Origin of the sequence: Acinetobacter lwoffii (assembly GCF_024129855.1) — a bacterium.
Classification (GTDB): Bacteria; Pseudomonadota; Gammaproteobacteria; order Pseudomonadales; family Moraxellaceae; genus Acinetobacter; species Acinetobacter lwoffii_L.
Window position 1 is genome coordinate 14494 of sequence record NZ_JAMXXC010000003.1, and the last position, 21421, is coordinate 35914.

The 21421-nt window shown below is 44.7% G+C and carries 20 protein-coding genes; 15 read left to right on the plus strand and 5 right to left on the minus strand.

Annotated elements, in window-relative coordinates; genetic code table 11:
- Nucleotides 1-11 precede the first annotated feature (11 nt).
- Nucleotides 12-632: an LOG family protein gene (locus tag NI465_RS03575; RefSeq protein WP_004281026.1), complete on the minus strand. Its 621-nt coding sequence runs from the start codon at nt 630-632 to the stop codon at nt 12-14.
- Nucleotides 633-964: 332 nt separating this feature from the next.
- Between NI465_RS03575 and NI465_RS03580 the strand changes: the two genes are divergently transcribed.
- The 6 genes from NI465_RS03580 to NI465_RS03605 all read left to right on the plus strand — a co-directional run bounded on the left by NI465_RS03580 (nt 965) and on the right by NI465_RS03605 (nt 9444).
- Entirely contained in the window at nt 965-2539 is a 1575-nt protein-coding gene (locus NI465_RS03580) for a TerC family protein (RefSeq protein WP_044108960.1), read from the plus strand.
- A 73-nt stretch (nt 2540-2612) separates the two neighbouring features.
- Nucleotides 2613-3077 (plus strand): YchJ family protein, encoded by a 465-nt coding sequence (locus NI465_RS03585; RefSeq protein WP_044108961.1) that lies wholly within the window; start codon nt 2613-2615, stop codon nt 3075-3077.
- Nucleotides 3078-3138: 61 nt separating this feature from the next.
- A complete protein-coding gene (locus tag NI465_RS03590; protein ID WP_004644893.1) occupies nt 3139-3783 on the plus strand; it encodes a trimeric intracellular cation channel family protein in 645 nt (214 codons plus the stop codon).
- 129 nt (nt 3784-3912) lie between these two features.
- Nucleotides 3913-5232, plus strand: a complete 1320-nt coding sequence (gene niaP / locus NI465_RS03595; RefSeq protein WP_004644895.1) for a niacin transporter NiaP — start codon at nt 3913-3915, stop codon at nt 5230-5232.
- A 165-nt stretch (nt 5233-5397) separates the two neighbouring features.
- Entirely contained in the window at nt 5398-7617 is a 2220-nt protein-coding gene (gene parC, locus NI465_RS03600) for a DNA topoisomerase IV subunit A (protein WP_222112354.1), read from the plus strand.
- A 150-nt stretch (nt 7618-7767) separates the two neighbouring features.
- Nucleotides 7768-9444, plus strand: a complete 1677-nt coding sequence (locus tag NI465_RS03605) for an AMP-binding protein (protein ID WP_253144350.1) — start codon at nt 7768-7770, stop codon at nt 9442-9444.
- Between the two features lie 50 nt (nt 9445-9494).
- On the opposite strand, the gene NI465_RS03610 is transcribed toward NI465_RS03605, so the two are convergent.
- Nucleotides 9495-9875, minus strand: coding sequence for a hypothetical protein (locus tag NI465_RS03610; RefSeq protein WP_180086759.1), 381 nt, complete (start codon nt 9873-9875; stop codon nt 9495-9497).
- A gap of 100 nt (nt 9876-9975) precedes the next feature.
- Between NI465_RS03610 and NI465_RS03615 the strand changes: the two genes are divergently transcribed.
- Complete coding sequence (locus NI465_RS03615) at nt 9976-10374, plus strand: MAPEG family protein (RefSeq protein WP_005108437.1); 399 nt, start codon at nt 9976-9978, stop codon at nt 10372-10374.
- Nucleotides 10375-10491: 117 nt separating this feature from the next.
- Nucleotides 10492-11028 carry an inorganic diphosphatase gene (gene ppa / locus NI465_RS03620; RefSeq protein ID WP_253144351.1) on the plus strand — a complete coding sequence of 179 codons (537 nt, stop codon included), beginning with the start codon at nt 10492-10494 and terminating at the stop codon, nt 11026-11028.
- Between the two features lie 97 nt (nt 11029-11125).
- On the opposite strand, the gene NI465_RS03625 is transcribed toward ppa, so the two are convergent.
- Nucleotides 11126-12463, minus strand: coding sequence for an OprD family outer membrane porin (locus NI465_RS03625; RefSeq protein ID WP_180086762.1), 1338 nt, complete (start codon nt 12461-12463; stop codon nt 11126-11128).
- 597 nt (nt 12464-13060) lie between these two features.
- Between NI465_RS03625 and NI465_RS03630 the strand changes: the two genes are divergently transcribed.
- On the plus strand, nt 13061-13795 hold the full coding sequence (locus NI465_RS03630; RefSeq protein ID WP_004644902.1) for a TorF family putative porin: 735 nt from the start codon (nt 13061-13063) through the stop codon (nt 13793-13795).
- A gap of 46 nt (nt 13796-13841) precedes the next feature.
- Here the strand turns inward: NI465_RS03630 and NI465_RS03635 are convergent, their stop codons facing one another.
- A complete protein-coding gene (locus NI465_RS03635) occupies nt 13842-15332 on the minus strand; it encodes a YifB family Mg chelatase-like AAA ATPase (protein WP_180086763.1) in 1491 nt (496 codons plus the stop codon).
- Between the two features lie 66 nt (nt 15333-15398).
- Nucleotides 15399-15626: an accessory factor UbiK family protein gene (locus tag NI465_RS03640; RefSeq protein ID WP_004281041.1), complete on the minus strand. Its 228-nt coding sequence runs from the start codon at nt 15624-15626 to the stop codon at nt 15399-15401.
- A 277-nt stretch (nt 15627-15903) separates the two neighbouring features.
- Between NI465_RS03640 and glnK the strand changes: the two genes are divergently transcribed.
- The 6 genes from glnK (at nt 15904) to NI465_RS03670 (ending at nt 21381) form a co-directional block, all read left to right on the plus strand.
- The gene (gene glnK / locus NI465_RS03645; RefSeq protein WP_004281042.1) at nt 15904-16242 is read left to right on the plus strand and encodes a P-II family nitrogen regulator; all 339 of its coding nucleotides are present in this window, start codon (nt 15904-15906) and stop codon (nt 16240-16242) included.
- Between the two features lie 59 nt (nt 16243-16301).
- Nucleotides 16302-17714 carry an ammonium transporter gene (locus NI465_RS03650; protein ID WP_180086764.1) on the plus strand — a complete coding sequence of 471 codons (1413 nt, stop codon included), beginning with the start codon at nt 16302-16304 and terminating at the stop codon, nt 17712-17714.
- 140 nt (nt 17715-17854) lie between these two features.
- Nucleotides 17855-18319 (plus strand): transcriptional regulator NrdR, encoded by a 465-nt coding sequence (gene nrdR, locus NI465_RS03655; protein ID WP_004281044.1) that lies wholly within the window; start codon nt 17855-17857, stop codon nt 18317-18319.
- 2 nt (nt 18320-18321) lie between these two features.
- Nucleotides 18322-19410: a bifunctional diaminohydroxyphosphoribosylaminopyrimidine deaminase/5-amino-6-(5-phosphoribosylamino)uracil reductase RibD gene (gene ribD, locus NI465_RS03660; protein WP_180086765.1), complete on the plus strand. Its 1089-nt coding sequence runs from the start codon at nt 18322-18324 to the stop codon at nt 19408-19410.
- Complete coding sequence (locus NI465_RS03665; protein ID WP_004644908.1) at nt 19407-20699, plus strand: DNA adenine methylase; 1293 nt, start codon at nt 19407-19409, stop codon at nt 20697-20699. Before ribD ends, NI465_RS03665 begins: the two co-directional genes overlap by 4 nt.
- 22 nt (nt 20700-20721) lie before the next feature.
- On the plus strand, nt 20722-21381 hold the full coding sequence (locus tag NI465_RS03670) for a riboflavin synthase (protein WP_044108971.1): 660 nt from the start codon (nt 20722-20724) through the stop codon (nt 21379-21381).
- Nucleotides 21382-21421 lie beyond the last annotated feature (40 nt).

Sequence of the window (21421 nt, forward strand, 5' to 3'; positions counted from 1 at the left end):
GCTTGAGAAGCTTAGACTACAAATCTTTGCGGATGGCCTAAATTGGTTAAAGTCGTATAAATTTCTTCTTCGTGTTCACAAATGATCAGTTTGGCACGATGCTGTGGCGGTAAAAAACCATCTTCAACGGCGCGGTCCAGCTGCGCAATCAAGGCATCATAGAAGCCATTCACGTTATAGAGCATCATCGGTTTCTGGTGCTGGTTTAGCTGACCCCAAGTGGCAATTTCCAGAATTTCCTCAAACGTGCCCAGTCCACCCGGTAATGCCACAAAGGCACAGGCCCGCTCGGCCATCATAGCCTTGCGTTGATGCATGCTGGTCACCACATGTAATTCGGTGAGCTGGTTATGGGCAATTTCATAATCCAGCATAAATTCAGGAATCACCCCTACAGCTTCACCGCCATGCTGGATCATGGCATCCGCGACCTGTCCCATCAAGCCAATACTGGCGCCACCGTAAACCAGCCCGAAACCATGTTCTGCCAGTCCTTGCGAGAGATGAATGGCTTTTTCTAAATAAACCGGTTTGTTGCCTGCACGTGAACCACAATAGAGAGCCACTAGAGGGCGTGTTGTTTTTGGGGAGTTTTCTTTAAAATAATCTGTCATTTGAATTACGCTTTGCATTTATTTTCTTCACCTTATCATTTTTCTTTCTTGTGACTATAGCTTAATTAATAAATATGACAATTCTGTGTGCGGCTACATTTTCACTGCAATAGGGCTCAGCAAAATTCATCGATAAACAGCTATGAAAACAGGTGAATTTCAAATTGATCTTGATATACTGAAAATTGGTTTCACAACAATAGAACGACGATGGGTAGTGGTAGTTGGCCGTTTAACTTTATAAATCTACGCCAAATAATTGATCTTATTCAATATAAAAAATTCTGTTTTGCTGTGTCACAGCGTCAGGTGATTCCATGCTGTAGTCCTGAGCTTCAGGAGCCAAGCGTATGATCTTTGAATGGATGTCAGACCCTTCAGCCTGGGTCGGTTTACTCACGTTAATTGTTCTTGAGATTGTACTCGGGATCGACAATCTGGTTTTCATTGCCATTTTGGCGGAGAAGCTGCCACCAGAACAACGTAATACCGCGCGGATTGTCGGTTTAATGCTGGCCCTACTGATGCGTTTGATCTTGCTGGCCTCGATTGCCTGGGTGGTCACTCTGACTGATCCACTGTTCCACATCTTTGATCATGCTTTCTCGGGCCGCGATCTGATTCTATTGTTTGGTGGGGTGTTCCTGCTGTTTAAAGGCACCATGGAACTGCATGAGCGTCTGGAAGCCAAACCCGTCATCAAAGAAGAAAATCCGGTCCATGCGGTATTCTGGATGGTGATTGTCCAGATCGTAGTGCTGGACGCCGTATTCTCATTAGACAGCGTGATTACTGCGGTTGGTATGGTCAAAGACCTGTCAGTGATGATGATTGCCGTGATTATTGCCATCGGGATTATGCTCTGGGCATCCAAAGCTCTGATGGATTTCGTCAACAGACATCCGACCGTGGTGATTCTGTGTCTGGGCTTCCTGATGATGATCGGCTTCTCGCTGGTGGTCGAAGGCTTCGGTTTCCATATTCCGAAAGGTTACCTGTATGCTGCAATTGGCTTCTCGGTGATTGTCGAATTTATTAACCAGACCATGAAACGCAATCAGGAAAAAATGGTGACCACCACCGACATGCGCTACCGTACTGCTTCAGCAGTGATGCGCATGCTCGGCGGCAAACCTGCTCAGGACAATGATTCTTCTGAGCCGGAAGATGTTCTGGCGACACGTGCCTTTGCCGATGAAGTCTTTAATGATGACAATGGCATCTATCATAGTGTCATGGTGCAGGGGGTACTGGGTCTGTCTGAACGTCCGGTCAAGTCGGTAATGACGCCACGTCCTGAACTGGAATGGATTGATCTGGACAATGACGCTGACAGTATCAAAGAACAGTTATTGCAGATGAGCCACTCGCGTCTGATTATCGCCCGGGGTGAACTGGATAATATTGCCGGTGTGGTACTGACCCATAAAGTCCTCAATGAATACATTGAAACCGGGGTGCTGGATTTTGAAAAGCACTTACGTGAACCGGTGATTGTGCATGAAAATGCCCAGGTCTTGATGGTGATGGAACAGTTGCGTCAGGCTCCATTGCAGATGGCAATTGTCCTGAATGAATATGGTTCAATTGAAGGGATTGCCACCCCAATTGATATTCTTGAAGCAATTGCCGGTGAATTCCCGGATGAAGATGAGCTGCAAGCTGCTGCAGAAAGTCTGGAAGATGGCAGCCTGATTCTGGATGGTTCGACCGACATCCGTCATGTTTCCTTATTGCTGGATCGTGATCTGGTCAATGAAACTGAAGAATATTCCACCCTGTCCGGTTATGTATTATTCCATATGGCACGTTTACCGCATAGTGGTGAAAAATTTGAAGCAGATGGACATATCTTTGAAGTGGTCACCATGGACGGCCATAAGATCGATAAAGTGCATATCATTCCGCTTCCTGTGCAGGAATAGACTATAGCGAAGGTTCGGACGCAAAAATTTGCTAAAATAGCCCGCATTGTCGGGCTATTTTTATGGAACTGAAATGTCAGAAGCATGTCCATGTGGACAAGGTGAATATCACAGCTGTTGTCAGCCCTTACATGCAGGACAACGGGTCGCAGAGACTGCGCAGCAACTCATGCGTTCCCGTTATAGTGCCTTCGCGAAGCATGAAATCGATTACATCAAAACCACCACCGCGCTGGGTCAGCAACAGGCACTGGACCTGCAGGCGATTAGCGATTGGAGCAAAGCCAATCATTGGTTAAAGCTTGAGATAGTTCAAGCCGATGAAAAATTAGATAAAAATCATGCATTGGTTGAGTTCAAGGCTCATTATCATGATGGTAAGCAGGCACAGATACATCATGAAGTTTCACATTTTGTGAAGCTGGAAGGTCGCTGGTATTTCCTGGATCCGACCACGGATCAGACCCTCGGCATGAAACAGCCCTGTATTTGTGGTTCAGGTAAAAAATTTAAGCAATGTTGTGCCGGATTCTTATAACTTTCACACAGATTTAGCTTAGAATAGCCGCCATCTCAAAGCCTCAGGTGGAAGCAGGGCGATGTTACTGACCGTCATCTATATTATTGCAATTACCGCTGAAGCCATGACCGGGGCACTGTCCGCTGGCCGGCGCAGCATGGACTGGTTTGGCGTGATGATTATTGCCTGTGTTACTGCACTGGGTGGTGGTTCGGTCCGCGATGTTCTGCTCGGACATTATCCCCTGACCTGGGTCAAACATCCCGAATATCTGGTGCTGACCTGTTGCGCAGCCTTCGTCACTATCCTGATTGCCAAATGGATGCGACAGTTACGTAATGTCTTCCTGGTGCTGGATGCCTTGGGCCTGATTGGCTTTACCATTATTGGCTGTCAGATTGCCCTGGAAATGGGACATGGTTTTGTGGTCAGCGCCGTTGCGGGTGTCTTGACCGGTGTGTCTGGCGGGATTTTGCGTGACATTTTATGTAATGACGTGCCGCTGGTGTTCCGCCGTGAACTGTATGCCAGTATTGCCTTTGTTTCAGTGATCTTTTACTGGCTCTGTAGCCACTACGGCTTGTCGCAGGATCTGACCATTTTGTCTACCCTGATTTTTGGTTTTAGCTTACGTCTAATCGCCATCTATTTTGGTCTGGAAATGCCAAAATTCATTTATAAAGATGATGATGAGCACTCGGCATCTTCCAAAGACGAATCTTGATTTTTAAATGTATAAAGTGCGGCAATAAAAATAGCCGCATTCAGCTCAATTCGTAGTATAAAAAATATAAAGCAGCCCACCTGTTGAGAAAGCAGCATCTCCCGTTCCACCTGATCAGAGATTTTTGTTATGGATTTAGTTTCTCGCATACAACGCTTACCGATTGGTAGGTTTCACTACACCTTGCTGGTGGTGATTGGACTGGGCTGGATGTTTGATGCGATGGATACCGGATTGATTTCCTTTATCCTGGCAAAAATGGCTGAAGACTGGCAGATGACTGCCGATCAAAAAAGCTGGGTGGTGTCGATCGGTTTTGTCGGCATGGCGATCGGGGCGATTTGTTCAGGTGGCCTGGCAGACCGTTTTGGCCGTAAAACAGTCTTTGCTGCGACCCTGGTCATTTATAGCCTGGCCACTGCAGCTTGTGCTTTTGCACCGGATCTGACCTGGCTGCTGGTATTCCGTTTTATCGTCGGTTTGGGCTTGGGTGGTCAGCTACCCGTGGCCGTAACGCTGGTCAGTGAATATATTCCTGCGCATGTACGTGGCCGTTTTATTGTCTTGCTGGAAAGTTTTTGGGGGCTGGGCTGGCTGGTCGCGGCGCTAGTATCGCGCTTTATCATTCCAGATTTTGGCTGGCAAACCGCTTTCATGATTGGTGGCCTGCCTGCGCTGTATGCCATCGTGATCTGGAAAATGGTGCCGGAATCTATTCCTTTCCTGATTAACCGTGGCCGTATAGAGGAAGCTTCGGCACTGGTGAAAAAGATTGAGCGTCAATGTGGCGTTCAAGTCTATGAAATTTTTGAAGTGAAACCGGTCGCAGAGAAGCAGAATATTTCATTTTCCCAGTTATGGTCGGGTATCTTTGCGCGCCGTACGCTTATGCTCTGGCTGATCTGGTTCGGTATTATCTTTTCCTATTATGGCATCTTTACCTGGTTGCCAAGTTTACTGGTCAAAGAAGGCTATAGCATTGTCCAGTCTTTTGAATATGTGCTGATTATGATTCTGGCGCAGTTGCCCGGTTATCTGGTGGCGGCATGGCTGGTCGAAAAACTCGGTCGTAAGCCGACTTTGGCCGGCTTTATTGGCATGTGCGCGATTTCTGCCTATTTCTTTGGTCAGTCGGGTAGTGTTACTGAAATCGTGATTTGGGGCTGTCTGATGTCCTTCTTTAATCTGGGTGCCTGGGGCGTACTCTATACTTATACGCCGGAACAATATCCGACCAATATCCGTGCCTTTGGTTCAGGCTGGGCCGGGGCTGTTGGCCGGATTGGCGGTATCGCGGCACCTTTTGCTGTAACCCATCTGATGGGTATGCCGAATGGCTTTAGTTATGTCTTTACCATGTTTACGGCAGTTCTGGTCGCTGTCGCGATTGTGATTCTGGTCCTGGGTGAAGAAACCAAAGGCAAGACCCTCGAATCGATGGGCTTATAAAGGGAATGATTTTTTAGTTGCTTAGGGCCTATAAAGTGGATATTTTTAGGCCATAAGACACAAATTGTCGCGCTGAACGATTTGATGCCCTTGTGTCATCTACAGCCACGACTTAGCATAAGAAACATTGATACAAAAACGAATTATTTAGGACTATAGGTTGTTATGACAAGCCTTGCGCATCATGCGACAGAAAACCGCTCCGTAGCAGAATTTACCGAACAAGCTTATCTGAATTACGCCATGTACGTGATTATGGATCGGGCACTCCCTCATATTAGTGATGGCCTGAAACCGGTACAGCGCCGGATTGTCTATGCCATGAGTGAGCTGGGCCTGAAATGGACCAGCAAACCGAAGAAATCGGCACGTACGGTCGGTGATGTACTCGGTAAATACCATCCGCATGGTGACTCGGCCTGCTATGAAGCCATGGTGCTGATGGCACAGCCATTCAGTTACCGCTATCCGTTTATTGAGGGACAGGGCAACTGGGGTTCACCAGATGATCCGAAGTCTTTCGCAGCGATGCGTTATACCGAAGCCAAGCTTTCCCAGTACAGCGAACTGTTATTGTCTGAATTGGGACAGGGCACCTGTGAATGGCAGGACAACTTTGACGGTTCGATGAAAGAACCGGTGAACTTACCGGCACGTGTACCGAATATCCTGCTAAATGGTACCACTGGAATTGCAGTCGGTATGGCCACTGACATTCCGCCACACAACCTGCGTGAAGTAGTTAAAGGTACGATTGCGCTGATTCGTAATCCGAACCTGACCGATGAAAAAATCGCAGAATATATTCCTGCGCCAGATTTGCCGACCAAAGCCGAAATTATTACCCCGCCTGCTGAACTGTTAAAAATTCAAACCACAGGTCGTGGCAGCTACCGCATGCGTGCGGTCTATAGCGTCGATAAAAACGAAATTATCATTACCGAACTGCCATATCAGGTCTCAGGCTCCAAAATCATCACCCAGATTGCCGATCAGATGCAGGCCAAAAAACTGCCACTGGTCAGTGATGTACGGGATGAATCGGATCATGCCAATCCAACCCGTTTAGTCATTGTTCTGCGTTCGAATCGTATTGATGCCGAATCGGTGATGAGTCACTTGTTTGCCACCACCGATCTGGAATCCAGTTATCGTGTCAATATGAACATGATTGGTGCCGATGGCCGTCCACAGGTGAAATCAATTCGTCGTATTTTGCTGGAATGGATTGAAATCCGTAAAACCACGGTAACACGCCGTCTGCAATATCATCTGAACAAGATCGAAAAACGCCTACATATTCTCGGCGGTCTGATCATTGCTTATCTGAATATTGACGAAGTGATTCAGATTATTCGTGAAGAAGATCAGCCAAAACCAGTTTTGATGCAGCGTTTTAATATTGACGAGATTCAGGCCGAAGCGATTCTAGAACTAAAATTGCGTCATTTAGCCAAGCTTGAAGAAATGGAAATGCGCCGTGAGCAGGAAGAACTGGAAGCAAAAGCGGCAGTAATTCGTGAACAACTGGCCAATCCAGAATCTTTAAAAAGCCTGATCATTTCTGAACTGAAAGACGATGCCAAGAAATTTGGTGATGATCGCCGTTCGCCAATCGTACAACGTGCCGAAGCTGCTGCAATTAATGAAACTGAAATGTTGCCGGCCGATCCGGTAACGGTGGTGTTATCAGAAGCTGGCTGGATTCGCTGTGCCAAAGGTCATGAAGTCGATGCAGAAAATCTGAATTTCCGTGCGGGTGATCAGTACTTGAGTCATGCACAGGGCAAATCCAATCAACGCGTTTATGTATTAGATGACACTGGCCGTAGCTATGCCTTGGCCATCAACACATTGCCATCCGCACGTGGTCTCGGTGAGCCGCTCAGTTCAAAACTGTCTCCTGGCAGTGGGGTGGGTTTTAAACAGGTTCTGGTGGCAGAGGATGAAACTGAAATTCTAGCGGCAAGTAATAAAGGTTATGGTTTTAAAACCCAGGCCAAGCAGCTGGATACCAGTGCCAAAGCGGGGAAAGCTTTCCTGAATTTATCTGAAGGGGCAGAGGTCATGAACCTGCAGCCACTCGATGATGCCACGCATGTTGCACTGCTCAGTTCAGCAGGACGCCTGTTGATTGTCGATTTAGCAGAATTACCTGTATTGAACAAAGGTAAAGGAAATAAATTGATACAACTTGAAGATAGTGATCAAATTTTGTCCATGACAATATTGAAGCTTGATGAAATAATTCAAGTGCTTGCAGGACAACAGCAGTTAAAATTAAAAGGGGATGATTTGCGCAAATATATCGGTAAGCGCGGTGCAAAAGGACAGCTTTTACCACGCGGATATCAAAAAGCAAATAAACTGTTGATTCAAAGATAAGACTAGCATCCATCCTGCGAAATACGTTATATATGAACAACGATTCAACAAGATGGATGCAATATTACACATATACAAGTCTAAAAATGGCGTGTGATATTGAAAAAAACAGTTGAAATACTAAGGATTATGATTGGAGAGATGGCCATTATGGAAAAAATTTGGTTTGCTGAATACCAAAAAACAGGGATTCCAGAAACAGTAGAATTACCAGCAGAAAATACTTCTCTAGTAGATGTTTTTGAGCGTAATTTCCAAAAATTCGGCTCGCGTGATGCCTTTATCTTTATGGATAAGGCAATGACTTTCAATGAACTGGAAGAGGCGAGCCGTAAGTTTGCAACTTATCTACAAAGCTTGGGGTTGGCAAAAGGTTCACGTGTGGCAGTGATGATGCCAAACGTTCTTCAGTATCCAGTTGTGGCACTTGGGGTGTTCCGCGCAGGTTTGGTACTGGTCAACGTGAATCCACTCTACACATCGCGCGAACTTGAGCATCAATTGAATGACTCAGGCGCTGAAGTACTGGTAATTATTGAGAACTTTGCTTCTGTTTATCAAGCGATTATTGGTAAAACACCAGTGAAACATGTCGTGGTCGCTTCTGTCGGTGACATGCTGGGTGCCTTGAAAGGCACACTGGTGAACTTTGTATTGCGTTCTGTACGCAAGCAAATTCCAGCTTGGGATATTCCAGGCCATGTGAGATTTAATGCGGCCTTGTCTAAAGTTAATCCAGGTAACTATAAACGCCCTGAATTGACCCTTAGTGATACTGCAGTTCTTCAGTACACAGGTGGTACCACGGGTGTATCTAAAGGTGCTGAACTGACGCATCGTAATCTGGTTGCGAACATGTTGCAGTGTGACGGTATCTTCCAGAGTAAATTTGGTGCGCAAGATGGCCAGCCAGATGACCGTATTTTCTGTGCTTTGCCGCTTTATCATATCTTTGCTTTCATGGTTTGTGCACTTTACGGTATGTACAAAGGTCAGGCCAACGTTCTGATTCCAAACCCGCGTGATTTACCTGCGGTAATGAAAGAGCTACGTAAATATCAACCGACTTTCTTCCCGGCAGTGAACACATTGTTCAATGCGCTGGTAAACAATGAAGAGTTTAAGCAACTTGATCATAGCAAATTGAAAATGGCGATGGGTGGCGGTATGGCCGTACTTCCTTCTACTGCAGCAGCATGGAAGAAAGTCACTGGAACCAATATCGTTGAAGGTTATGGCTTGTCTGAAACTTCTCCGGTGGCAACAGCAAATCCACCTGCATCTGAAGAATTCAGTGGCACTATTGGCATTCCATTGCCATTAACTGAAGTGGCTATTCTGGATGATGAAGGCAATGAAGTTCCACTGGGTGAGCAAGGTGAAATTTCAATCCGTGGTCCTCAGGTCATGAAAGGCTACTGGAACCGTCCAGATGAAACTGAAAAAGTCATGGTGAATGGTTTCTTCCGTACTGGTGATATCGGTGTCATGGATTCACGTGGTTATGTGAAAATTGTAGACCGTAAGAAAGACATGATTCTAGTGTCTGGTTTTAACGTTTATCCATCTGAGATTGAAGAAGTTGTAGCAACTCATCCAAAAGTACTGGAAGTGGCTGCGATTGGTGTGCCAGATGAAAAATCAGGTGAAGTGCCAAAACTGTTTGTCGTGAAAAAAGATCCGTCTTTAACCACAGAAGAAGTTTTAGCATTCGCTAAAGAAAACCTGACCGGTTATAAACGTCCACGTTATGTCGAGTTTATGGATGAATTACCAAAATCTAACGTAGGTAAAATCCTGCGTAAAGATCTGCGTAAAACGGCCTAATACCTGCAAGAAAAAAAGCGCCGTCAGGCGCTTTTTTTGATTTGGACTTTTTATTTTTTCATTAACCAGCGGTCAAAATAAGGACGGCCTACACCAACTACTCCCAAGAAGATAAACATAGTGCCAAACTGACGGGTAAATCCGGTTTGATTAAAGCTGCCATAACTTAGAATGTTATCGATCAAACAATACACCAGAATCGCGACCAGCCAGTGCCAGAGTGGCGTACGCTTGATACCTACGAAATAAAAGGCAATCCATAAAATGGCAAAGGTGAAGATCGGTGACCAAATATTCATATTGGCACAAATGACGGCCATCAAAAATGCCACAATCGGCAGGACAATTTTTAATACGCGATCCACTTGACGTTGATGCTGGCGTTGTTTCTCGAGGACATCGAACATTTCATTTTGATCAGGCGCGACCATAGTGAATCCTTAACAAGTAATAAAAAGCACTCTATTTAACAAAATTTATTCACGAAATGCCATGCTATGATAGAGATAAAATTTTCATGAGAAAAAACAGATGCACAGCATTAGTGGGGTTATTTATCTCATTTTGGCCGCTTGTCTTTTGCCTTATGTGTTTACATTGATTGCAAAAAAATCAGCAGGCTTCAGCAGCAAAGACAATCAGAACCCACGGGCATTTTTAGAAAAGTCTTCAGGCTTGGCCAGTCGCGCCAATGCTGCCCAGCAGAACAGCTTTGAAAGTTTACCACTCTTTATTGCTGCTATTTTAATGGCGGAATATATGGTGGTGCCGCAAAGTGTAGTGATGACTTTTGGTGTGGCCTATCTAGTTTTTCGTGTGTTGTACGGAATCTGCTATTTGGCCAACTGGGCGACTTTACGCTCCATCGTATGGTTGCTCTCGATGTTATGTCCGGTGGCTTTATTGCTGCTGATCATCAAGTTGGTTTAAGTCATCAAGTCTGTGGACATATTTACAGTTCGATATTTTAAAATCCAAAAAAATCTTTAAAAACCGTTATAATTGTCGCGGTTTTTTAAAAGATATAACTTGTTAAAGAGTGATGCTATGAGCTACAGCAATATCCCAGCGGGTAAAGATGCGCCAAATGATATCTATGTGATCATCGAAATTCCTGCAAATGCAGCACCAATCAAATACGAAATCGATAAAGATTCTGATGCGTTATTTGTAGACCGTTTCATGGGTACAGCAATGTTCTACCCAGCAAACTACGGTTATGTACCAAACACATTATCGCTTGATGGTGACCCATTAGACGTACTGGTTGTAACGCCTCATCCAGTAGAGCCAGGTTCAGTCATTCGTTGTCGTCCTGTCGGTAAATTGAACATGGAAGATGACGGTGGTGTTGATGCGAAACTGGTTGCAGTTCCACATGACAAACTGACTCCAATCTACAAAGATGTTCAGGAATATACTGATCTTCCTCCATTGTTGATTAGCCAGATCGAACATTTCTTCCAGCACTACAAAGATTTAGAGCAAGGAAAATGGGTCAAGCTCAGTGGTTGGGAAGGTGCTGATGTTGCGAAACAAGAAGTTATGAGCTCAATCGAAGCTTATGCAGAAGCAAACAAATAATTGCTTTCTGTGGTCTAGGCTTTAAAATTTTAAAGCCTAGAATAAAAAAAAACCTGCACAATGTGCAGGTTTTTTTATGGCTTGAAATTCGTGTGAATTAGAATAATTTCACAGGAATGTCTAACCAGATACGCCATTCATTAGTGTCACCAATGTAGTTGCCAGCTTGGTAGTTGTCGCTAGCACGTAGGTAAGAGTGACGAACACGTAAGCTACTATCTTTGGCAAAACCAGATTGAACCGTATATTTTACTTGGTTAAAGAACTCACGTTCTTGGCCTTCTTTATCTGAGTTATTTACGTTGATATCCCAACCGTATACAAATGCAGAAGTCCAGTTTAAACCAGGAAGACCGTGGTTCTTGAAGCTGTAATTATATTGCAAGCCAAGCGATTTCTCATCATTACCAACAAAGTCAGATAAGTATGAGTTTGGCATGTAAATAGATTGTGCACCGTCCGCATTGCTACCATAGTCATAGCCGGTATTACCACTATTCTGTTGATAAGCGAGCATTACATTATGTACATCTTTATTATAAGTAGTAGAAACTGCCCAGATAGAGTTTTGACGGTCAGACAAGTCTGTAGTTGTTTCTGAGAAAGTGGACGCATCTTTATCAAATTCAGTATGATAACCACTGAAGTCATGAGTTAAGGTGCTGTCATTAGCCAAGGTATAGCTATAGTTCGCATTAACATAGTGACGATCAAGTTTATCTTTAACATCTACACCATAATAAGATGTATTGAAGGCATCATTAAATTTATATTTCGCACCCCAAACCACAGCACGGTCAAGTTCATTCCCATCAGAATTGATTTGGTCTGAATATTGGTTCTTTGTGAATTTACCAGCAGTCAAAGTCAGGTTATCAATTTCGTTGCTTGTAACCAATAAACCTTCGAAATATTCCGGTACTAAACGTGCTGTATTACTTGCTAATACAGGAATATCAAGAACCTGAGTACCATATACAGCAGTTGTGTTAGACACGCGAGCTTTTATATAAGCACCACCACGTGCCCAGTGATCGTAAGTATCACCAATGCCTTTTTTATATTCCCCCTGGTCATTAAAACCAGCTTCACGAGGAATCATCCCATTACCAGCATTATTATTATTACCTAACTTAAATGAAGCATCACCAATAATACCAGCACCAAAGCCTACAGTACCTTGAGTAAAGCCAGAGTCTAGTTTAACAATCGCAGTTTGGGCAAATGAGCTCGTATCATTAACAACTTTGCGTTCACCTGTTTGGTTATCAGTGTAATTGGTTTTATCACGGTGCAAATAGCCAGTCCGGAAAAGTACAGAACCTTCAGCATCTTCTACAAAACCTTTAGACTCGCTTTGTTCACTAGCGAAAGCGGTAGAAACCAAAGCAGCCTGAATCAAAACTGCTAATGTTAATTTTTTTGAATTTTGCATTGGGAAGAGAGCCTTATACAAATTGATCGGAATTTTTTAGGAATTGTATAAGAATTGCTGAAAAAATGTCATTTTTTATTGGATATATTCCACTAAAGTTTAGATTTTTTTAACTCAAATTAAACAATAGCAAGGATTTGAGGTGATTAATTTCTAACCTATCGGTAAAAAGTGAGTAAAAACATAATTTTATTGGAAATTATAAATGATATTTCTAAAGTGGTGAAATGAATGTGATCAGCTTATTTATTTTGAAACGGGAGAAAAATATGATCAAAAATTACGCACTATTTTTTAGCACAAATTTTAATCATTACAAAAATGGAATCAAAATGGGGCAAATTGTAAATGATTATGTATAAGTATTAAAAAAGTGAAGAAATACCCTTAAATACATTTATTTAAGAGAAAGCCTAGATAATTCAGTTTTTCATAATTTAAATTTTAATTTAAAAACAATGATTTAAATTTTATTTTTCTTTTTAGATTTATTATTTTGGTTCCTTTTATCCAGATTGGCATAGCTCTTGCAAATTTTGAACTTGAGTTTAATCAATGATCATAAAAACGTCTCAGACGATCTGGGGGAGCCACACAATGAAATTAACATTAAAAGTATTATCTCTTGCTTTATTGGGCGCTGTATCTTCTTTTACTTTTGCCGAAGAACCTGTTGCTGAACATACGGTATCTGGAAATATCAGCGTACTTTCAAGCTATAACCTGCGTGGTATTACTAACATTCCTGAAAATAGCGGCGCTACCTTACAAGGTGGACTTGATTATAACCATGCGTCTGGCTTCTATGCAGGTTGGTGGGGATCTACGCTAGATTACCCTTTGTCTGAAGAAGGACGTGATGCTTTCGAAAATAACTTCTATGCTGGCTATAGCCATGCAGTCAATGATGACTTAGGTTTAACGATCGGTACGACCTACTATTATTATTATGAATCTGATGTCAATTCTGATGGATTTGAGCTGTTATTGGGTATGAGCTATAAAGATTTGGGCGTTACAGCACAAACCCTTCTTGAAGATACCACTTGGGGCAATGCAGGTGATACCTATTTAAAAGCCACTTATAGCTATGCTTTACCACAAGATTTTAGCTTGGATACTGCTTTAGGTTTATATGCTTATGAAAAATCAGGTGACTTTATTGAAGGAACCACGGAAAATTTTGGCTTCCGTCATTTTGACATCGGTTTAAGCAAGCCACTTGGTGACACAGGTGTAACTGCAAGCATGAATTATATTTTGGGTGGTTATGACCGTTTTGATGAAAAACAAAAGAATAAAGTCGTATTTGGACTCGGTTATAGCTTCTAATCCTCTTTAGATAAAAAGGCGACCTTAGGTCGCCTTTTTTAATGACCTAAATCTGCTGCTGCCCGCGATAAGACAGGGCCTCCGAAAGATGCTGACTTTGAATATCTGGACTTTGATTTAAATCGGCAATGGTGCGTGCAACACGCAAGACCCGATGATAGCCACGTGCTGATAAATTCAGTTTTTGCTGAGCTATTTCAAGCATCTTCTGGGCAGACTGATCTAATGCGGCATATTGCTCTAGCTGTTTTGGACTCAAACTCATATTCAAGGTATTTTGCCGTTGCATCTGAATTTCATAGGCTGCAATGACGCGCTGTCTGACCGTTTCGGAGTCTTCGGCGGGTCGATTGTCCTGTAGCTCATGCGCCTGTAATGGCGGTACATCAATATGCAAATCAATCCGATCCAGCAGGGGGCCTGAAATCCGGTTCTGATAGCGCTTAATACTTTCCGGCGAACATTGGCAACGGATATCCTGATTGAATGCATACCCACATGGACAGGGATTCATGGCAGCTACTAACTGGAAATTAGCCGGAAAGGTAATTTGGCGTGATGCCCGGGAAATAACAATTTCCTTGGCTTCCAAAGGCTGCCGTAAGACTTCCAAAACTTTACGGTCAAATTCTGGTAGCTCGTCCAGAAATAAAACCCCTAAATGTGCCAGAGTAATTTCTCCTGGTTTGGGGTGTGAGCCGCCACCGACCAATGCTACTGCAGAAGCAGTATGGTGCGGTGCTCGAAAAGGCCGTTGCCCAAAAGGGTGATTGGCATTCGCCACCGAATAAATACTGGCCACTTCCAGATTTTCCTGCGTCTTTAAGGGCGGTAAAATACTGGCCAATCGGGAGGCCAGCAAGGTCTTGCCTGTTCCAGGTGGGCCTCGAAACAGCAGGGAATGACCACCTGCCGCGGCAATTTCCAAAGCACGCCGTGGTCGCAATTGTCCTTTTACATCCGCCAGATCAAATTTATATAAATGATCTGTAGCGAGTGAGCTGGCTTCTACGTGCGGCAAGCGCTGTGTCTGGGAAAGATGTTCACACACTTCTTTCAGATGATTGGCTGCAAAGACTTTAAAGTCTGGGAGCTGACAAGCTTCCTGTGCATTTGGGCCAGGTAAAATCAGTTGATGCTGGTCACTTTGACAGGCAATGGCAATACTCAAGATGCCGCTGACAGAACGTAATTGACCATCGAGGGCCAACTCGCCAATAAATTCAAGATGCTCGGTGCAATTTTCAGGCAGCTGCCCAGAGGCCACTAAAATGCCTAAAGCAATCGGTAAGTCCAGACGTGATCCATCTTTCGGTAAATCTGCAGGAGCCAGATTAATGGTCAGACGTTTGGTCGGAAATTGAAAGCCGCTATTCAAAATGGCAGAGCGTACCCGGTCTTTACTTTCACGTACCGCCGCTTCGGGAAGCCCTACTATAGTGAGCGAAGGCATACCCGAACTGACATGAACTTCGACTTCAATTAAAGGCGCATGCAGGCCCAGCAAGCCTCGCGTATAAATTTTAGCAAAAGACATTATTATTGTTCCAATATGGTGCGTTATTTTTATAGTTCTGGTGTCTTTTGTGCACTGTAGTTGTGCTTATTTTTTGTTCGAAATTTTCTCTTCTAATGCTTCCACCTGTTTGAGCAAATCATTCAGGCGATGATTGGCATTATTTAGGGCAGTACGCTGACGTTCTATTTCTTCTTTAGACACCAAATCCATTTTCGCCACAGCTTCATTTAACAGGGCACGGATATTATGTTCCAAATCTTTCTTAGGTTGTTCGACTTGCTGCAAAATTGCTTGTAATAAAGTTTCAATCATTGTCTGATCCATCGCCGTAGAAAGGAACCGACAGTTTAGCATTGCTAAAATGCAGACTATAGTATTTCAGACAAAATATAGACTTATTCGATTAAAGATATTGTAAAAATCCACATAAAAAATGTCTATTTTTTGAAGATTCAAAGTCTTTATCCGTATAAAATAAGGTATAAATAAACCACATGCCGGGCTTTCTAATTTCCCCCGACCTTAGGAATCTTGGCATGAAATTTGAACGTAAAACCTTACTGGTGAAATAAGCCGAAGGAAAACAAACATGAAGCTCGTAACTGCAATTGTAAAACCTTTTAAATTAGACGATGTTCGCGAAGCATTGTCTGAAATTGGTGTTCAAGGCATCACTGTAACTGAAGTGAAAGGCTTTGGTCGTCAAAAAGGCCACACTGAACTCTATCGTGGTGCTGAATACGTTGTAGATTTCTTGCCGAAAGTCAAAATTGAAATCGCGATTAGCGATGAAATGGTAGACGCGGTGATTGAATCTATTACTCGTGTGGCGAGCACTGGAAAAATCGGTGACGGAAAAATTTTCGTGACTAACTTGGAACAAGTCATCCGTATTCGTACAGGTGAAACAGGTGCAGACGCTGTCTAACTTGGCACGAAGTTTGCTGAGTACCTAATAACTCACAAAAACTTGGTTGGGGGATACGAATGAAAAAAATGCTACTCGCGTTCGGCATGGCCGGCGCTCTTTTTGGTGGTTCTGTTGCATGGGCTGAAGAAGCTGCAACAGCAACAGCACCGACAGAAGAAATTGTGCTTGTTGAAGAAGCAGGCGATACAACAAATACAACAACAGACACGATAGCAGCAATTGCTGAAGCAGCGCCAGTTGAAGCTGCAGCGCCTGCAGAAGAAGAACCAACGCTAGATACCGGCGATACCGCCTGGGTTTTAACCTCTACCGCTCTAGTTTTACTCATGACCATTCCTGGCTTGGCGCTATTTTATGGCGGTATGGTCCGCAAGAAAAACGTTCTGGCGACGATGGCACATAGCTTTATTGCTGCGGCGGTGGTCAGTATTGCTTGGGTGATTATTGGTTATACCCTAGCTTTCGGTGAAGGCAATGCCTTTATAGGTGGCCTGGATAAATTCATGCTGGCCGGTATTACCACAGAGGCGCTTTCAGGCACGATTCCTGAAATCCTGTTTGTGATTTTCCAAATGACTTTTGCCATCATTACGGTTGCCATCATCAGCGGTTCGATTGCAGAGCGTATGAAATTTGGTGCTTTCGTTGCTTTTATCGCACTTTGGGTGGTGATTGTTTATGCACCAATTACCCACTGGGTATGGGGTGGTGGCTGGTTAGGTAACGACGGCGCGCTTGATTTTGCCGGTGGTACGGTTGTACATATCAACTCGGGTGTTGCCGGTCTGGTAGCGGCATATATGCTGGGCAAACGTATGGGTTTGGGTCGTGAATCTATGGCACCGCATAACCTGACGCTTACAGTAGTTGGTGCATCTTTGCTCTGGGTAGGCTGGTTCGGTTTCAACGGTGGTTCTGCATTAGGTGCCAACGGTTCTGCAGGCTATGCCTTGATCGTGACTCAAGTCGCAGCAGCGGCAGCAGCCATCTCCTGGTTAATCACTGAAAAACTGGCACGTGGTAAAGCTTCTGTACTGGGCGGCGTATCGGGTGCAGTTGCTGGTCTGGTGGTCATTACTCCAGCTGCAGGTTTTGTGACTGTAGGCGGTGCATTGGCGATGGGTCTGATCGGTGGTGTGGTGTGTTTCTGGGGGATTACTGCACTGAAACGTGCATTGAAAGCCGATGACTCTTTAGATGCTTTTGGTTTGCATGGTGTAGGTGGTATTGTCGGCGCGATTTTAACCGCGTTCTTTGCCAGCGAATTCATCATGGGGGACAATGCTCCTGCAAATGTCATGCATCAGCTTTGGGTGCAAGTGGAAGGTGTACTGGCGACAATTGCTTACTCTGCGATCATGACCTTCATTATCCTGAAAGTCATCGACTTGATCATTGGAATCCGTGTAGCATCTGATGATGAGCGTATGGGTCTGGATTTAAGCCAACATGGCGAACGTGTCGAATAATAATAAATCCACCATAATCAATATATAGTGTAAAACAGCCCGAATGGGCTGTTTTTTTTCTATATGTTGCGTAAAACTCTACAAAGTTTGTAATTTTTGCTACACTCGGAATCCATCTGGATTTGTTCAATTAAACCGCTATGCATTGCCCATTTTGCAATACTGCAGACAGTAAAGTGATTGATTCACGCCTGGCAGCTGAAGGCTGTCAGATTCGTCGTCGCCGTGAATGTGTCAGTTGTAATGAACGCTTCACTACCTTTGAAAGCTATGAAGTGGTGATGCCGCGCGTCATCAAGTCGGATGGCAAAAATGAACCTTTCGATGAAGCCAAATTACGCCGTTCCCTGATGCATGCCTTGCAAAAACGCCCGGTGACCCAGGAGCAGATTGAAACAGTGCTGAGCGATATTCAGCTACAGATTCGCCGTCTGGGTGAGCGTGATGTGAAATCACGTACCATCGGTGAAATCGTGATGCAGTCTTTATTTGCTCTGGATCATGTTGCCTATGTGCGTTTTGCTTCGGTCTATCAGGATTTTCAGGATGTCGAAGCTTTTCGTCATCAGATTGAACAGATGCAACAACGAGAATTACAAGAATAAGCATGGCTGAACTGAATCAAGATCAAATCTGGATGCGCCGGGCCATTGAATTGGCACGTCAGGGGCAATATTCCACCAAACCGAATCCGAATGTCGGCTGTGTCATTGTTAAAGATGGCATCGTGATTGGTGAAGGCTTTCATCCCCAAGCCGGCCAGCCACATGCTGAAGTCTTTGCGCTGCGTCAGGCCGGTGAACAGGCACGTGGTGCAACCGCTTATGTGACTTTAGAACCTTGTGCGCATTATGGCCGGACACCGCCTTGTGCCAAAGGTCTGGTGGAAGCAGGTGTGGCTAAAGTTGTCGTGGCCTGTCCTGATCCCAATCCGCTAGTGGCCGGAAAGGGCGTACAGATCCTGAAAGATGCGGGCATTGAGGTAGACGTTGGCATCTGTGAAGATGAAGCGCATGAGCTGAATCAAGGTTTCCTGAAAGCCATGGCGACTGGCATGCCTTATGTGCGTTTAAAAATTGCCTCAAGCCTGGATGGCCGTACCGCAATGGCATCGGGTGAATCGAAATGGATTACCGGTGTGGAAGCGCGTCAGGATGTACAGCATTGGCGTGCGATTTCAGGCGCAGTGATCACCGGGATTGATACGGTTCTTGCGGATGACTGTGAACTGAATGTGCGTCAACTGGATGGCGTTGAAGAGATCAAGACCGTGGTGCAACCGAAACGGATTATTCTGGACCGTCAGGGACGTCTGCCACTGAGTGCAAAGATTTTAGCGCAACCTGAAACAGTGATGGTCATGGGGCCATTTCGTCAGGAGCTTGCAGACCTAGGTGTGCTGCACTTGCCGGTACAACCTTTATCAGAATTATTAAAGCAACTGGTTCAACAGCATCAGATTTATGATGTGTTGGTGGAAGCAGGGGCGACCTTATCTACGGCATTTTTACAACAAAAATTGGTTGATGAACTGATCAGTTACGTTGCACCGACCCTATTGGGTCAGTCCGCGCGTACCATGTTTAATGCAGAATTTAGCCATATGGCCGAACAACTCCGATTTAAGCTGCGCGATGTAACTCGCTTAGGTGATGACGTGCGCTTCAGGCTAATTCCTTTTCAAGAGACACTATGAGTTCAGAGTCTACGGTTTATCATAAACGTCGCCATGCGGCACGTACCACCGATGAATATCTTTTCCATCAGCTGGTTCCTTATCTGGGCAACAAACGCCGTTTACTGCATTTAATTCTGGAAGCGTTGGAAAGTACGGGAACCCTGAACCGTGCTGATGGTCGTGCTCCGATTTTTGCTGACTTTTTTGCAGGTTCAGGTGTGGTCTCGCGTTTGGCCCGTCAGAATGGTTATCGCGTCATTGCCAATGATTGGGAGCCGTATAGCCACGCGCTGAATCATGCGGTACTGGCCTGTACTGAAGCACCGGCATTTAAAGAACTCGGTGGCTATCAGAAAGCGATTGATTATCTGAACCGTCTGCCGGAAGTTAAAGGCTGGGTGACGCATAACCTGTGTCCGCGTAATGATGAAATTTATGATCCAGCCCGTGATCGTTTGTTCTTTAAACGTCGTAACGGCATGCGTATTGATGCCATCCGTCAGCAGATTGCAGCCTGGCAGGCACAAGGTGCAATTGATGATGTGGAAATGTCTGCCTTGCTGGCACCCTTGCTGTATTCCGCCAGTTTTGTCAGCAATACTTCAGGCGTTTTCAAAAGCTTTCATCATGGCTGGGGCGGGAAAACCCAAACTGCACTGGAACGGATTGAATCTTTATTATGGTTAACGCCAAGCCGTTTTTGCGAGTCGGATCAGAAAAAGGGAATGGCTGCAGAAATGTGGTGTGTCGATGCCCAGCATCTGGCCAACCAGATGAGCGGCTTTGAAGTAGATGTGGCTTATCTGGATCCACCGTATAATCAGCATGCTTATAGCAGTAATTATCATGTGCTGAATGCGCTGACCTTATGGGATCAGGCCGATTTACCGACTCCGGATACCAAGGGCTTTAAGAGCGGGATTGACCGGGCATGGCGCAAAGAGCGTCCGAGCCAGTACAATTCCTCTAAATATGCCAAAGAAGCTTACGAGAGCCTGTTGGCCACCATCAATGCACGTTTCATTCTGACCAGTTATTCAACTGACGGTAATATCAGCGCTACCGATTTGTTACAGGCCAATCTGAAACGTGGCCGGGTGACCTTGCTAACCCAGGATGTGCCGCGTTATCGTGTTAGCAAACAGCGCCAGTCTGAACGTGCCCGCGTGCTGGAATTTATTGTGATTACCGATACCCATGCCAAGTCAGGTCCACCGATCCGTCAATTACTCAGCCAGCTGCATCATTATGCAGAATTGGGTGGTGTGGATACGACCGGCGTTAGTACCCAGTTGGCCCTCTGGTAAAAGAATTGAAAAGGAAATAAAAATGTTTACAGGTATTATCGAAAGCCTCGGCAAAGTCGAAAGTCTGCAAAGCGTTGGAGGCGATGTGCGTTTACGCATCCACACCGATCTAGACATGTCCGATGTACATCTGGGTGACTCTATTGCGACCAACGGCATCTGCCTGACCGTGATCGACTGGGGCGAGAACTGGTATACGGCTGATGTTTCCCGTGAAAGCCTGAACCGGACTACACTCGGCACCTGGAAAGCCGGTCAACCTGTCAATGTCGAAAAAGCCATGTTGCCGACTACGCGTTTTGGCGGTCATATTGTGTCAGGTCATGTCGATGCAGTCGGCGAGATCACGCTGGTTCGTGAAGATGCACGTTCGATTTATTATGAAGTCACTGCACCTGCTGAAATTGCCAAATATCTGGCAGAAAAAGGTTCGGTTACAGTCGATGGTATTAGCCTGACGATTAATCATTTGCGTGGTAGTGTGATTAGTCTGAACCTGATTCCGCATACTGCTGAACGGACCAATATTGGTACCTGGAAAGTTGGCAGCAAGGTCAATCTGGAAGTGGATGTATTGGCACGTTATATCGAGCGTTTATTGCTCGGTGATAAAGCCGCCGAAACCACTGAACAATCGAAAATCAGCATGAATTTTCTGGCTGAAAATGGTTTCTTAAAATAAGAGAAATGTTGATTTACTGAACAGTCTGATTGAAAAATTA

What these genes read in the sequence shown, in the direction of transcription:
- NI465_RS03575 (WP_004281026.1), bottom strand. Translation starts at nt 632, where the DNA reads ATGCAAAGCGTAATTCAAATGACAGATTATTTTAAAGAAAACTCCCCA.
- NI465_RS03580 (WP_044108960.1), top strand. Translation starts at nt 965, where the DNA reads ATGATCTTTGAATGGATGTCAGACCCTTCAGCCTGGGTCGGTTTACTC.
- NI465_RS03585 (WP_044108961.1), top strand. Translation starts at nt 2,613, where the DNA reads ATGTCAGAAGCATGTCCATGTGGACAAGGTGAATATCACAGCTGTTGT.
- NI465_RS03590 (WP_004644893.1), top strand. Translation starts at nt 3,139, where the DNA reads ATGTTACTGACCGTCATCTATATTATTGCAATTACCGCTGAAGCCATG.
- niaP (WP_004644895.1), top strand. Translation starts at nt 3,913, where the DNA reads ATGGATTTAGTTTCTCGCATACAACGCTTACCGATTGGTAGGTTTCAC.
- parC (WP_222112354.1), top strand. Translation starts at nt 5,398, where the DNA reads ATGACAAGCCTTGCGCATCATGCGACAGAAAACCGCTCCGTAGCAGAA.
- NI465_RS03605 (WP_253144350.1), top strand. Translation starts at nt 7,768, where the DNA reads ATGGAAAAAATTTGGTTTGCTGAATACCAAAAAACAGGGATTCCAGAA.
- NI465_RS03610 (WP_180086759.1), bottom strand. Translation starts at nt 9,875, where the DNA reads ATGGTCGCGCCTGATCAAAATGAAATGTTCGATGTCCTCGAGAAACAA.
- NI465_RS03615 (WP_005108437.1), top strand. Translation starts at nt 9,976, where the DNA reads ATGCACAGCATTAGTGGGGTTATTTATCTCATTTTGGCCGCTTGTCTT.
- ppa (WP_253144351.1), top strand. Translation starts at nt 10,492, where the DNA reads ATGAGCTACAGCAATATCCCAGCGGGTAAAGATGCGCCAAATGATATC.
- NI465_RS03625 (WP_180086762.1), bottom strand. Translation starts at nt 12,463, where the DNA reads ATGCAAAATTCAAAAAAATTAACATTAGCAGTTTTGATTCAGGCTGCT.
- NI465_RS03630 (WP_004644902.1), top strand. Translation starts at nt 13,061, where the DNA reads ATGAAATTAACATTAAAAGTATTATCTCTTGCTTTATTGGGCGCTGTA.
- NI465_RS03635 (WP_180086763.1), bottom strand. Translation starts at nt 15,332, where the DNA reads ATGTCTTTTGCTAAAATTTATACGCGAGGCTTGCTGGGCCTGCATGCG.
- NI465_RS03640 (WP_004281041.1), bottom strand. Translation starts at nt 15,626, where the DNA reads ATGATTGAAACTTTATTACAAGCAATTTTGCAGCAAGTCGAACAACCT.
- glnK (WP_004281042.1), top strand. Translation starts at nt 15,904, where the DNA reads ATGAAGCTCGTAACTGCAATTGTAAAACCTTTTAAATTAGACGATGTT.
- NI465_RS03650 (WP_180086764.1), top strand. Translation starts at nt 16,302, where the DNA reads ATGAAAAAAATGCTACTCGCGTTCGGCATGGCCGGCGCTCTTTTTGGT.
- nrdR (WP_004281044.1), top strand. Translation starts at nt 17,855, where the DNA reads ATGCATTGCCCATTTTGCAATACTGCAGACAGTAAAGTGATTGATTCA.
- ribD (WP_180086765.1), top strand. Translation starts at nt 18,322, where the DNA reads ATGGCTGAACTGAATCAAGATCAAATCTGGATGCGCCGGGCCATTGAA.
- NI465_RS03665 (WP_004644908.1), top strand. Translation starts at nt 19,407, where the DNA reads ATGAGTTCAGAGTCTACGGTTTATCATAAACGTCGCCATGCGGCACGT.
- NI465_RS03670 (WP_044108971.1), top strand. Translation starts at nt 20,722, where the DNA reads ATGTTTACAGGTATTATCGAAAGCCTCGGCAAAGTCGAAAGTCTGCAA.